Source organism: Qipengyuania sp. MTN3-11 (assembly GCF_042851825.1).
Classification (GTDB): domain Bacteria; phylum Pseudomonadota; class Alphaproteobacteria; order Sphingomonadales; family Sphingomonadaceae; genus Qipengyuania.
This window is the reverse complement of the sequence record NZ_BTGM01000001.1, coordinates 1,274,986-1,287,773: the sequence shown is the minus strand read 5'-3', so window position 1 is coordinate 1,287,773 and position 12,788 is coordinate 1,274,986. Positions and strand designations below refer to the sequence as shown.

At 66.1% G+C, this 12,788-nt stretch carries 13 protein-coding genes; 4 read left to right on the top strand and 9 right to left on the bottom strand.

Annotated features, from left to right (window positions below):
* Positions 1-28: 28 nt before the first annotated feature.
* Positions 29-1,240, bottom strand: coding sequence for a saccharopine dehydrogenase family protein (locus ACGHN1_RS06170; protein ID WP_390549327.1), 1,212 nt, complete (start codon positions 1,238-1,240; stop codon positions 29-31).
* 226 nt (positions 1,241-1,466) lie between these two features.
* Here ACGHN1_RS06170 and ACGHN1_RS06165 point away from each other — a divergent pair, with 226 nt between their 5' ends.
* The 3 genes from ACGHN1_RS06165 to ACGHN1_RS06155 are packed head-to-tail and all read left to right on the top strand — an operon-like array spanning position 1,467 to position 3,372.
* Positions 1,467-2,420, top strand: coding sequence for a threonine/serine dehydratase (locus ACGHN1_RS06165; RefSeq protein WP_390549325.1), 954 nt, complete (start codon positions 1,467-1,469; stop codon positions 2,418-2,420).
* Positions 2,421-2,476: 56 nt separating this feature from the next.
* Positions 2,477-2,929 carry an MAPEG family protein gene (locus ACGHN1_RS06160; protein ID WP_390549323.1) on the top strand — a complete coding sequence of 151 codons (453 nt, stop codon included), beginning with the start codon at positions 2,477-2,479 and terminating at the stop codon, positions 2,927-2,929.
* Positions 2,929-3,372 carry an MAPEG family protein gene (locus ACGHN1_RS06155; protein WP_390549321.1) on the top strand — a complete coding sequence of 148 codons (444 nt, stop codon included), beginning with the start codon at positions 2,929-2,931 and terminating at the stop codon, positions 3,370-3,372. The genes ACGHN1_RS06160 and ACGHN1_RS06155 overlap by 1 nt, the downstream gene beginning before the upstream one ends.
* Here the strand turns inward: ACGHN1_RS06155 and trxB are convergent, their stop codons facing one another.
* Complete coding sequence (gene trxB / locus ACGHN1_RS06150; RefSeq protein ID WP_390549319.1) at positions 3,373-4,362, bottom strand: thioredoxin-disulfide reductase; 990 nt, start codon at positions 4,360-4,362, stop codon at positions 3,373-3,375.
* A 58-nt stretch (positions 4,363-4,420) separates the two neighbouring features.
* Positions 4,421-5,206, bottom strand: a complete 786-nt coding sequence (locus tag ACGHN1_RS06145) for a tyrosine-protein phosphatase (protein ID WP_390549317.1) — start codon at positions 5,204-5,206, stop codon at positions 4,421-4,423.
* 108 nt (positions 5,207-5,314) lie between these two features.
* Here ACGHN1_RS06145 and ACGHN1_RS06140 point away from each other — a divergent pair, with 108 nt between their 5' ends.
* Positions 5,315-5,779: a two-component system response regulator gene (locus tag ACGHN1_RS06140; protein WP_390549315.1), complete on the top strand. Its 465-nt coding sequence runs from the start codon at positions 5,315-5,317 to the stop codon at positions 5,777-5,779.
* Between the two features lie 6 nt (positions 5,780-5,785).
* Here ACGHN1_RS06140 and ACGHN1_RS06135 read toward each other — a convergent pair whose 3' ends face one another.
* The 6 genes from ACGHN1_RS06135 to egtB all read right to left on the bottom strand — a co-directional run bounded on the left by ACGHN1_RS06135 (position 5,786) and on the right by egtB (position 12,774).
* Complete coding sequence (locus ACGHN1_RS06135; RefSeq protein ID WP_390549313.1) at positions 5,786-7,210, bottom strand: trehalose-6-phosphate synthase; 1,425 nt, start codon at positions 7,208-7,210, stop codon at positions 5,786-5,788.
* Positions 7,192-8,985, bottom strand: coding sequence for a glycoside hydrolase family 15 protein (locus tag ACGHN1_RS06130; protein ID WP_390549311.1), 1,794 nt, complete (start codon positions 8,983-8,985; stop codon positions 7,192-7,194). Before ACGHN1_RS06130 ends, ACGHN1_RS06135 begins: the two co-directional genes overlap by 19 nt.
* Positions 8,982-9,719, bottom strand: a complete 738-nt coding sequence (gene otsB, locus ACGHN1_RS06125; protein ID WP_390549309.1) for a trehalose-phosphatase — start codon at positions 9,717-9,719, stop codon at positions 8,982-8,984. The genes ACGHN1_RS06130 and otsB overlap by 4 nt, the downstream gene beginning before the upstream one ends.
* Before the next feature lie 51 nt (positions 9,720-9,770).
* Positions 9,771-10,430, bottom strand: coding sequence for a TIGR02281 family clan AA aspartic protease (locus ACGHN1_RS06120; protein ID WP_390549307.1), 660 nt, complete (start codon positions 10,428-10,430; stop codon positions 9,771-9,773).
* Between the two features lie 65 nt (positions 10,431-10,495).
* On the bottom strand, positions 10,496-11,494 hold the full coding sequence (egtD, locus tag ACGHN1_RS06115) for an L-histidine N(alpha)-methyltransferase (protein WP_390549305.1): 999 nt from the start codon (positions 11,492-11,494) through the stop codon (positions 10,496-10,498).
* Complete coding sequence (gene egtB, locus ACGHN1_RS06110; RefSeq protein ID WP_390549303.1) at positions 11,494-12,774, bottom strand: ergothioneine biosynthesis protein EgtB; 1,281 nt, start codon at positions 12,772-12,774, stop codon at positions 11,494-11,496. The genes egtD and egtB overlap by 1 nt, the downstream gene beginning before the upstream one ends.
* Positions 12,775-12,788 lie beyond the last annotated feature (14 nt).

Here is a 12,788-nt window from a genome sequence, read left to right as displayed (position 1 = left end):
GTGCCTTCGTGGCTTCGTGTGAGTTCGTTCAAAAGCCCACCGGCCCGTCGAGCTCCCTGACCTGCCACGGAAGGCCGTGCGCGTTGAGCATATCCATGAAGGGATCGGGATCGAATTCCTCCATGTTGAACACGCCCTTCCCGGCCCATTTGCCCTGCACCACCATCGCGCTGCCGATCATGGCGGGCACGCCGGTGGTGTAGCTCACCGCCTGGTTGCCGGTTTCCTCGTAAGCCGCCTCGTGGCTGCAGATATTGTTGATGTAGAAGGTCTTCTCGCCGGAACCGTCCAGCGCTTCTCCGGTGGCGATGACGCCGATGTTGGTCTTGCCCTTGGTGCTCTCGCCGAGCGTTTCGGGCTTGGGCAGCACCGCCGCGAGGAATTGCAGCGGGATGATGTCGCGGCCCTTGTACTTGATCGGCTCGATACTGGTCATGCCGACGTTCTGCAGCACGGTCAGGTGCTTGATGTACTCATCGCCGAAGGTCATCCAGAACCGCGCGCGCTCCAGTTCGGGGACGAATTTCGCGAGGCTTTCCAGCTCCTCGTGATACATCATGTACATGTTCTTCTGCCCGACTTCGTCGAAGTCGAAGGCGACCTTCTTGCCCATCGCCGGGGTCTCGACGAATTCGCCACCCTCCCAGTGGCGCGCAGGGGCGGTGACTTCGCGGATGTTGATTTCGGGATTGAAATTGGTGGCGAAGGCCTGCCCGTGATCGCCGCCGTTGCAATCGAGGATGTCGAGCTGGCGGATGGTCTTCAGCTTGTGCTTCTTGAGCCACATGGTGAAGACCGAGGTGACGCCCGGATCGAAGCCCGAACCGAGCAGCGCCATGATCCCCGCCTGTTTGAAGCGCTCGTGATAGGCCCACTGCCATTTGTACTCGAACTTCGCCTCGTCCTTGGGTTCGTAATTGGCGGTGTCGAGATAATCGACCTTCGCCTCCAGGCAGGCGTCCATGATCGGCAGGTCCTGATAGGGGAGCGCGAGATTGACCACGAGGCTGGGGTTCACCCGCTTGATCAGATTGACCATCGCCGGGACCTCCTCGGCGTCGATCTCGTAGGTCTGCACGTCCTGCCCGGTGCGCTCTTTCACGCTGCGGGCGATGGTATCGCATTTGCTGCGGGTGCGGCTGGCGAGATGGATGTCGGAGAAGATCTCCGCATTCATCGCCATCTTGTGAACGCACACGCTGCTGACGCCGCCCGCGCCGATGACCAGGACTGTCGACATTCTCGCTCCTCGATTTTCGTCGTCGCTCACATAGGGGAATGCATCGCCACCGCAACATGATCCAATCGCGCTTTCCTACGGCGGCGATGGGCCGCTAGAAGGCAGGGATGAACGCACGCCCGCCTCTCCTCCGCCCTCTGCCGCGCCGCCGTGCCGGACGGGGTACCTTCTTTGCTTCTGGACCGTGTAACACCTGTAACACCTGTTCAGACCGCGAGGCTGTCGTATGAACACCGACCGATTGCCGACAAGGGAAGGTGTGCAATCCGCAGCCCGTTCGATCGCAGCCATCCTGCCGCCGACGCCGCTGCTGCCGGTGGAGATCGCCGGAGTGTCCTGCCTGGTGAAGGCCGAAAGCCTCCAGCCGATCGGCGCCTTCAAGATCAGGGGCGGCTGGTGGCGGCTGTCGAACCTGACCGAGCAGGAGAAGGCGCGCGGCGTGGTCGCCGTGTCGAGCGGCAACCACGCGCAAGGGGTTGCCTGGGCGGCGCGGCGGCTGGGGATCGAGGCGGCGATCGTGATGCCGCGCGACGCGCCCAGGGTGAAGCTGGAGGCGACGAAGGCGCTGGGCGCGGAGCTGGTGCTCTACGAAAGGCCGGGAGAGGACCGCGACGAGGTCGCCGCGCGCGAGGTCGAACGACGCGGCGCGGTGCTGGTCCACGCCTTCGGCGATCCGTGGGTGATCGAGGGGCAAGGCAGCGCGGGTATCGAGATTGCGGAGCAGATGGGCCGCCAGCCTTCGCGCATCGTCGCCTGCTGCGGCGGCGGCGGGCTGGCCGCAGGGCTCGCCCTCGCCTGCCCCGACAGCACGATCCAATTGGTCGAACCGCAAGGCTGGGACATGGTCGGGCGGGCGCTGGCGGCGGGCGAGGTGGTCCGCGTGGGCGAGGATCCGCCCGCCACCATCTGCGACGCGCTGCGCCCCGATGCGACCAAGCCGATCAACCTCGCCGTCCTTCGGGACCGGGCGGAACCGGGCGTCACCGTGACCGACGCGGAAGTGCGGGATGCCCAGCGCTTCGCCTTCGCCAGGCTGCGCCTCGCGCTCGAACCCGGCGGGGCGGCGGCGCTGGCTGCGGCGCTCGCGGGCAAGGTTCCGCTCGATGCCGACACGGTGATCATGCTCACCGGCGGCAACACCGATCCTTCCGATTTCGCGGGGATGCTCGCGGAGGGATAGGTTGCGCGGCGAAACGAAACGCCTAAACCGAAGACACAAAAGGGAGGGAATTGACGATGCAGGCACAGATCCTCGGACCCGCGGCGGTGCTGATCGCATGGACGCTGATCATGCTGGTGTGGATGGCCGCGACCCGGCTCCCCGCCATGAAGAAGGTCAGCGGCGGCGGGCTGGAGAAGGCCCGGCCCGGCGGCCGCGGTCAGGATCTGGACGGGGTCATCCCCGACAAGGTGCAGTGGAAAGCCCACAATTACATGCACCTGATGGAGCAGCCGACCATCTTCTACCCGGCGGTGGTGATCCTGGCGATCATGGGCGCGGGCGCGCTCGACGTCGTGTTCGCCTGGATCTACGTCGTGCTCAGGATCGTCCATTCGGTCTATCAATCGACGGTGAACGTGGTCGCGGTGCGGTTCCTGCTGTTCATGCTGGCAACGCTGTCGCTGGTCTATCTCGCCGCTCGCGCGGTGATCGCCACCCTCTTCGCCGACCCGGCGGTGCTGGTGTGATGGGCGCCGGTTCGATCATGGAGGCCGAAATCCTCCAGCCGGCGGTCGCTCTGATGATCTGGACCATGGTGATGTGGGCCTGGATGTACGCCACCCGCATCCCGGCGATGAGCAAGGCCAAGGTCGATCCCGACCGGCTGGTGCGCGATCCCGATGCCTCGCTCGACCGGGCATTGCCTGCCAACGTCCAGTGGAAGGCGCACAATTACAACCACCTGCACGAACAGCCGACGGTGTTCTACGCCGTGGCGATCGTGCTCGCGCTGATCGGCCTCGGCGACGGGATGAACGCCTTCCTCGCCTGGCTCTACGTCGGGCTGCGCGTCATCCACTCGCTGGTGCAGGTGACCGCGAACAAGGTGATGGTTCGCTTCGTCCTGTTCGCACTGTCGAGCCTGGTGCTGATCGTCCTGATCTTCGACGCCGCAGTGGTGATCTTCTAGCTATTCGGCGGCTTCCGACACGGGCTCGGCATGACCTTCGAGGTCGATGTCCAGCCCCGAATGGAAACGCTCGGCATCGAGCGCGGCCATGCAGCCCATCCCCGCCGCGGTGACCGCCTGACGGTAGACGTGGTCGGTCACGTCGCCCGCGGCGAAGACGCCGGGGATCTCGGTCTTGGGCGTACCCGGCTCGACCAGCAGATAGCCGCCGTCGTCCATCTTCAGCTTGCCCTTGAAAAGCTCGGTCGCGGGCGCATGGCCGATGGCGACGAAGGCCCCGTCGCAGGCGAAGTCGCTCGCCTCGCCGGTCTCGGTATCGCGCAGCGCCAGATGGGTGAGCCCGCCCGCGAGCGGATCGCCCTCGAAGCTGTCGACCACCTTGTTCCACAGCACCGTGATCCTGGGGTGCTTGAACAGCCGGTCCTGCAGGATGCGTTCGGCGCGCAGGCTGTCGCGGCGGTGGATCAGCGTCACGTCCTCGGAATGGTTGGTGAGGTAGAGCGCCTCCTCGACCGCGGTGTTGCCGCCGCCGATCACCGCGACCTTCTTGCCGCGGTAGAAGAACCCGTCGCAGGTCGCGCAGGCGGACACGCCCTTGCCGCCCAGTTCCTGCTCGCCCGGCGCGCCGAGCCACTTGGCCTGCGCCCCGGTGCAGATCACCAGCGTGTCGCCGATGTACTCGTCGCCGCTGTCGCCGACCGCGCGGAAGGGCGATCCGCCGGCGACGTCGACCTCGACGATCGTGTCCCACATCATCCGCGTGCCGACATGTTCGGCCTGCGCCTTCATCTCCTCCATCAGCCACGGGCCCTGGATCACCTCGCGAAAGCCGGGGTAGTTCTCGACATCGGTGGTGATGGTGAGCTGTCCTCCGGGCTGGAGGCCCTGCACAACGATCGGCTCCATCATCGCCCGCGCGCCGTAGATCGCGGCGGAATAGCCGGCGGGGCCGGAGCCGATGATGAGCATCTTGGTACGATGGGTGGCCATGTCTCGTCTCTGTCTGGGAACCGGGTTCGCCGCTATATGGGAAGCCCGCGGCGAAGAGTCACGCCACGAAGCGCGCCCGCAGCCGGTCTTTCAACCGCTCGTCCACACCTATCGCCTCGGCCAGGTAACCGTCCAGCGAGCCGTAGTCCTTCTCAGCCTCGGCGATGAAGGTGGCGAGATAGTCCTCGTCCACTTCGAGCCGCGCCTTGATCTCCACTTCCTCGAGCCGGCGCCCCAGACGCTCCTCCAGGATCGGCACGGACTGTTCGCGCAGCACGGCCAGGGTCGGCGCGGCATTGGTTCGCATGTACTCGGCAAACTGGTCTTCGCGGGACACGCCGAGGATATGCAAAAGGAAGGTCGCGGCCACACCGGTGCGATCCTTCCCGGCGAAGCAATGGACGAGACTGGCACCCTCACGGTCCGCCAGGACGCGGAGGTAGCGGCCGAACATCGTCCGCATCGCCGGATTGCGGGGCATGCGGGTATAGACGGCAAGCATCCGCTCGCGGGCATGTCCGGGTTCGACCGTGGAAGGATCGGTGTGCATGTGCGGCGGAGCGCTGCTCGTCTCGCCATCGTAGAACAGCACCTCGCCGTCGAAGCCTTCGACCCGGCGGCAAGGATTGCGGGTCCGCTCGGACGAACCGCGCAGGTCGATCACAGTGCGGATGTCGAGCGCGGCGATCGCGGCCAGATCGGCATCGCTGGCGCCGACGTGCTGGCCGGAACGGAACAGCAGCCCGCGCCGCACCTCGCCCCCGCCCGCGACCGCCCAGCCGCCGTAGTCGCGGAAATTGTGGATGCCCTCGGTCGGAAGGAAACGCTCTTGCTCGCGAATCATGCGTTTGACCGTGGCACCGCCCCGGTCCTGCGTAAACATCCCTAGCCAAGCACTAAGCCAAGCTTGCGACGGGCGCCGCTATCGCAGGAGCGGACAGGGAGAATTCGCTTGGCCCAAATCCTCATCGTCGACGACGACGACATCATCGCCGAACTCGCGAGCGATATCCTCGCGGGCGAAAACCACGATTGCCAGTGGGTCGTCAGCGGGGCCGAAGCGCTGGCGCTGCTGCTGGTGCGCCGACCCGACGTGGTCCTGCTCGACAACGACATGCCCGGCATGAGCGGTACGCAGGTCTTGCGCCAGATGCGGGATTCGCCGCGGGACTGCGAGTTGCCGGTAATCATGCTGACCAGCGTGAACCGCATACAGGACGAGGAAGCCGCGCTGTTCAACGGCGCGCAGGACTATCTGCGCAAGCCCTTCGAACCGCGAACCTTGGTGCAGAAGGTCGCGCACATCCTCGATACCCGGCCCTACCGTCCGCGTCACCGCGAGCTCGACGAGGTCCTCCAGATGGGTGGAGGCCGGTTCCGCAGGAACGGTTGGCCGACCCCGCGCTCCCCGATCTGAGGTCCGTCAGACGGGTCTTGTGCAGCGAAGATCGCCGAGGAAATTGGCGGTCCAGGCCTGCACGTTGTCGTCGCGCACGGTCCCGATCATCGCCTCGTAACGACGCCGGCGTTCGGCCAACGGCATGTCGAGCGCGGTGCCGATGGCATGGGCGAGATCGTCGGGGCTGTGCGGGTTGACCAGCACCGCCCCGCTGCCATCGCAATCGAGCTGGGCCGCCGCCCCGGCGAAACGCGAGAGGACGAGCACGCCGGGATCCTCGGGGTCCTGCGCGGCGACGTATTCCTTGGCGACCAGGTTCATCCCATCGCGCAGCGGCGTCACCAGCCCGATCTTGGATGCGCGGAAGAACCCGTGGAGCTCGGCATGGCCATATCCCCGGTTGACATATCGCACCGGCACCATGTCGACTTCGGACTGGGCGCCGTTGATATGGCCCGCCTTGCGCTCCAGTTCGGCCCGGATCTCCTGATAGCTTTCGACGTCTTCGCGGCTCGGCGGCGCGATCTGGATGAAGACGAGATCGCGAACCGATTCCGGCCTCCGGTCGAAGAAGCGCGAGATGCCGTCGAGCCGTTCGGGAAGGCCCTTGGAATAGTCGAGCCGGTCGACCCCGATCATCGCGATCCTGCGCCGCGTGGAGGAAAGGACCCGCTGCGCCGCCTGGCGTGCTTCACCCGTTTCGCCGAGCGCGCTGAACTGATCCCAATCGATCCCGATCGGATAGGCCCGCGCCGTCGTGGTGCGCCCCTCAAAATCGATCCGGCCGGTGCCCTCGTCGACCTGGGCCCCGAGCTCTTCGCGACAGTAGTGAAGGAAGCTCGACAGCCATTCCCCGGTCTGAAAGCCGATCAGATCGTAGTGCAACATCGTGCGCACAAGTCGCTCGTGATAGGGAAGCGATACCAGGAGCCGGCTCGGCGGCCATGGGGTGTGGAGGAAAAAGCCGATCCGGTTCCCGAATCCGCGGCTGCGCAGCCGTTCTCCGAGCGGGAGCAGGTGATAATCGTGCACCCACACGAGGTCGTCCTCGCCGATGAAGGGCGCCACATGTTCGGCGAAGCTCTCGTTGACCCGCTCGTAGCCCTTGCCCGTTTCGCGTTCGAACCGCGCGAGGTCGAGGCGGTAGTGGAACAGCGGCCAGAGCGTCGCATTGGCATAGCCGTTGTAATATTCGCCGACGTCCTGCTCGCTGAGGTCGATGGTCGCGATGGTGACGCCGTCATCGTCATAGGTGGTGACGTTGCCGGTCTCGCCCGCGCCATCCTCTCCCGACCAGCCGAACCAGACCCCCTCGTGCTGCTTCAGCGCCGCGTTGAGCGCGCCCGCCAATCCCCCCTGGGCACCGGCCGCACCGCGGGCCTTGGGTACGGCCACGCGGTTGGAGACGACGATCAGGCGTTGGCTATCGGTCAGCGGACTTCGCTCCATGGCTTGGACAGCAGGCCGGCGCAGTTGATGATCCCGACCAGCGAATAGGTCTGCGGGAAATTGCCCCACAATTCACCGGTTTCGTAATCGAGGTCTTCCGACAGAAGACCCGAGCGGGTCGTGTGCCCCAGCATGGATTCGAACATCTCTCGCGCCTCGTCGTTCCGCCCGACGAGATGGAGCGCCTCGATGAGCCAGAACGTGCAGACGTTGAATGCGGTCTCGGGTGCACCGAAATCGTCTTCCGCAGCATAGCGCAGCATGTGGTCCCCGCGCCTGAGTTCGCGCTCGATCGCGGCGAAGGTGCTGCGAAAACGGGGATCGTCGGACGAGATGAACCGCAGTTCGGCCATCTGCAGCAGGCTGGCGTCGAGATAATCGCTCTCGAAACTCGCGCCGAAATGGTCGCCCTCGGCGTACCAGGCCTCGCTTTCGATCCGTTCGCGGATGGTCTGCGCGCGCTCTCGCCAGAAGGCGACCCGGTCGCCCTTTTCCAGCTTCGCCGCGACGTTGGCCAGCCGGTCGCAGGCGGCCCAGCACATCACCGCCGAATAGGTGTGGACTTCCTGCCTCGTGCGAAATTCCCACAGGCCGGCGTCGGGCTGGTCGTGCATCCGCCAGGCCATCTCGCCGACTTCTTCCAGATGCGCGAAGTCGCGCTCGTCGGCCATGCGTAACAGACGTTGGTCGAAGAAGGCCTGCGCGGTCGGCATGACGATCTGGCCATAGCAATCGTGCTGCACCTGGCTGTAGGCGGCATTGCCGATCCGGACCGGCCCCATCCCGCGATAGCCGGCCAGATGCTCCGCCTCGCCCTCGGTCAGCTCGCTTTCGCCCATCACCGAATAGAGCGGCTGGATGCGTCCGCCGCGCGCCGAATCGACGATGTTGCGCAGGTAGGTCAGGTATTTCTCGAGCACGTCGAGCGCGCCGAGCCGATTGAGCGCCTGGACGGTGTAATAGGAATCGCGGATCCAGCAGAAGCGATAGTCCCAGTTGCGCTGGCTGCCCGGCGCTTCCGGTATCGACGTCGTCAACGCGGCGACGATCGCGCCGGTCTCCTCGTGCTGGCACAGCTTGAGCGCGATCGCCGCGCGGATCACCTCCTCCTGCCATTCGAGCGGGATGTGCAATCCGCGCACCCAGTGCTGCCAATAGCGGCGGGTCGCGGCTTCCATCCCCCTCACCTCGTTGCGGATATTGCCGACGAAGGGTTCGTCCGGCCCGAGGAAGAAGTGCTGGTCGCTTTCCACGCGATAGCTGCGCTCTTCGAGCAGGTAGCCGACCGGCGCGTCGGTCGAAAGGCGCATGGCCTGCGGGCCGACGAGATAGCGGATGTGGTTGGTGCCGTTGGTGGTCTCGACCGGCTCGGCGCCATAGCCGCACATCGGTGCCAGCGTCACCTTCATCCGCGGCGCGCCCGCCACGGGACGCACCACGCGGGCCAGCGCGACCGGACGGTACATCCGCCCCGAGCGCTCGAACCGCGGTGCGAAGTCGTGAATCTCCACCGCACTGCCATCGGCGCTCTCGAGCCGGGTGACGAGGATCGCGGTGTTGCGGACGTAATGCTGGCTGGCAGAGACCTGGTCCTCGAGCTCGAAGCGCCAAACCCCGGCCTCGCTCTTTTCCCCGTTGAGCAGGGAGCAGAACACCGGATCCCCATCCACCCGGGGCACGCAGCTCCAGACGATTCCGCCGGCCTCGTCGATCAACGCGCTGATCTGGCAATTGCCGATCGGGGAGAGCTCCAGAGACGGGGCGGCAGTTGTCATAGGCCCAGCCAATGGTGGACCGCGGCGACGCTGTCGAGGGCGTACCGCGCCATCGCACTCTCGCGCTCGCCCACCGCGATGCCGAAGCCGCCGTAGGCGCGGACGGCTTCCATGCCGTCCTCGTCGGTTGTGTCGTCGCCCAGGAACACCGGAAGCGCATCGGCGAAGGACGCGGTCTCCATAAAGGCGCGCACCGCCTCGCCCTTGTTGGCGCCGGGCCGAACGAGTTCGACGATGCCCTTGCCGGTGAACAGGTCGAGCCCGAAGGCATCGGCGATCTCGTGTCCGCGCCGCACCGCCGCCTCGCGGCTGTCGGGCGATTGGCGGAAATGCAGCGCACCGCCGTGCGCCTTGGTCTCGTAAAGCAGCCCTTCCCTCTCGGCAAAGGCGCGCAGCTCGGCGACCGCGCCATCGGGAAGACCTGTCGGCTCCTTGCCCAGACGCGCACCGTCGGCCAGCAGGCGCGAGGCCCCGTGCGATCCGGCGCGGCAGACCCTGATCGCCGGCAGATGCGCCTCGAGGTCGTCGAGCGCCCTGCCACTGACCAGCGCCACCCGGTGATCCATCCGCTCGCACAGCGCGTGCAGCCGGGCCACGAGATCGCCCGGCACATCGATTTCGTCGGGAGTGGGAGCGATGTCGACCAGCGTGCCGTCGAAATCGAGAAACAGCGCGACCTTCCGTTCGGCCAGCAGGGTGTCCAGCGCGGGAGGCGGGGGCAAGGTAGCGGCCATCGCGGCGGGGCATAGCGGCTTGCCCGTGGGGTTCAAACGCTCATTCGCGCCTCAGCCCGTTTCGCCGTTGCCCGGCACCAGAATGAGCGTCCGGCCCTCGACCCGCCAGCTCTCGAGCCGCGACAGCACGTTCATGCCAAGCACGTTGGTGGTGCCGAGGCTCGGTGCGATGACCACATCCACCCCGCGCGCCTCGACATTGCCGAAGGTCAGGCTGTCCGCCGAGGATATGTCCGCGTTCATCGCCCCGTTGGCCGTGGCGATCCGCACCGGAATGCCGCCTGCGCGGGGCTCGAGCCCGGCTTGGACGGCGACATCCTCGGACACGGCGGTCACCGTCGCCCCGGTGTCGACCAGGAAGCGCGCGGGGACGCCGTTGAGCGAAGCCTGGAGCCAGAAATGCCCGTCGGGTGCCATCTCGACGCGAGTCTCCCCGCCCTCGACCACCTGTTCCGGCAGACCGAACTGCGGAACCGCGACCTCGAGCCGGGGATCGAAGCGGGAGAGTTGCAGCACCACGGTCACCAGCACCGCGACGAGCACCAGTGTGCTCAGGCTGCGGACGGCGCGTCCCATCGGCACTCGATGGCGTATCAGCGCGGACCCGATCATTCCACCGATCACCGCCACGAGCGCCATCAGCAGCAATTCGGATCGCGGTATCGCCCGGATGACGTCGGTGGCGGCTTCGAAGGCGGGGGCGATGTCCATCCGCGGCTATATAGTTCGCCGCAGATGCCGTTTCCATGAACACCGCTGTTGCCGGCGGCGTCCAGTCACGGTGCGTTGCGCGGGTCGGTCGCCTCGGCGAGGATCAGCGAGAACCGCTTCTTGCTGTCCCGCCAGCGCTTGACCGGGCTCCAGCCGCTGGCTTCGAGAAGCAGATAGGAGCTGCGGCGCGTGAACTTGTGGCTGTTTTCGGTGTGTATCGTCTCGCCGCGCGCCATGGCGAAGGATTGACCCGAAACCTCGAAACGGATGTCGCGCTGCGCCTCCAGATGCATTTCCACCCGGGCGTATTTGTCGTTCCAGCGCGCGAGATGGCGCAGATCGTCGACGGGAATGGTACCGCCCAGTTCGCGGTTGATCCTGCGCGCGAGATTGCGGTTGAATTCCGCGGTCACTCCCCCGGCGTCGTCGTAGGCCGCGATCAGCATGTCGCGGTCCTTGACCAGATCCATGCCGACCAGCAGCATTGGCTGAACTCCGTAGTCGGCCTGCAAGGTCTTGCGCATCGAGCGCAGCAGATCGACCGCGGAGCGCGGCACCAGATTGCCGATGGTCGAACCGGGGAAGAAGCCGAGCTTGGGCTGCGCGGAAACCGCGTCCGGCAGATCGACCTCGCGCATGAAATCGGCCTCGACCGGGTGGACCGGTAGGCCGGGAAACTTGGCCGACAGGGCATCGGCAGCCTCGCGCAGGAAATCGCCCGCGATGTCGAGCGGGACATAGGCGGCGGGATCGATCGCGCGCAGCAACAGCGGCGTCTTGACCGAACTGCCGCTGCCGAATTCGACAACCGTCCGGCCCGCCCCGATCTCGGCAGCGAATTCTTCGCCGCGCTCGGTCAGAATCTCGGTTTCGGCGCGGGTCGGATAATACGCGGGGATGCGGGTGATGTCTTCGAACAGCTCCGACCCGGCATCGTCGTAGAGCCAGCGCGCGGGAATCGCCTTCTGCTTTTGCCGCAGCCCGTCGAGCACGTCGGCCCGGAAGGCCCTGTCGACCCCCTCCTCGTCGAGTTCGACGAGCGCAATGCCCTCTCCACTGGCCATCAGACGTCCTTTGCAAGCCGCAGGCCGGTGAACTGCCAGCGCTGGTGCGGGTAGAAGAAATTGCGGTAGCTGGCGCGCGAATGACCGCGCGCGGTCGCGCAGCTCGCCCCCTTGAGGACGAACTGCCCGCTCATGAACTTACCGTTGTATTCGCCCACCGCTCCCGGAGCGGGCTGGAAGCGCGGATAGGGCAGATAGCCCGAGCGGGTGAATTGCCAGCAATCGCCGAACAGGCTGTCGCCGCCGCGCGGCAAAGGCGGCGCCGCATCGTCGAGCTGGTTTCCGGCAGCAGGGTCGTGCGCGGCCCGCTCGCCCTCCTGTCCGCGGGCGATCGCTTCCCATTCGAATTCGGTCGGCAGCCGATGACCGGCCCAGGTGGCGAAGGCATCGGCCTCGAAATAGGAAATATGGGTCACCGGCGCTTCGGCGGCGCGTTCCTGCCAACCGGCATGGGTGAAATGTTCCGCGTCCCGCCAATAGAGCGGCGCGGCGACGCGGTTCTCGTTGATCCAGGCCCAGCCGTCGGAAAGCCACAGTGTCGCCGTCTCGTAGCCGCCGTCGGCGATGAATTCGGACCATTCGCCATTGGTTACCAACCGCTTGGCTAGAGCGAAGGGTTCCAGCAGAACGCGGTGCGCCGGCCCCTCGTTGTCGAAGGCGAAGCCGTCTGCCTGATGCCCCACCCGCGCGATGCCGCCGGGGTGGGTGTGCCAGCCTTGCCCCGCGCTTTCGGTCGCATGGGCGGGAGCTTCCCACATCGCCGGACCGAGGGGATTCTGAAACAGCGCGTGCTTGATATCGGTCAGCAGCAGTTCCTGATGCTGCTGCTCGTGCGCGACACCCAAAGCGACAAGGGGCGCGATCATGGCGGCGTGCCGCGGATCGTTCAGCAGGCTCTCCATCGCGCGGTTCACATGGTCGCGATAGGCCAGCAGATCTTCGAGCGAGGGGCGAGAGAGCATGCCGCGCGAGAAGCGTGCGATCCGCTCGCCCTCGGTCTCGTAATAGGAATTATGGATGAACGGCCAGCGCCCGTCGAACAGTTCGTATCCGGGCAGGTGCTCGCGAAGCAGGAAAGTTTCCCAGAACCAGGAGGTGTGCGCCAGATGCCATTTGGCTGGCGAGGCGTCTTCCATCGACTGGATCGTCGCGTCGGCGTCGCTCAGGGGCTCGACCAGCGCCTCGCTGAGCGAACGGGTGGCGCGAAACCGCGCCTCCAGAGCCTCGTCCGCACCTTCGGCCGAAGCGGGTTCGGGGGATTGTTCTTGCGCGCGGGTCATCCTTGGGGACCCTC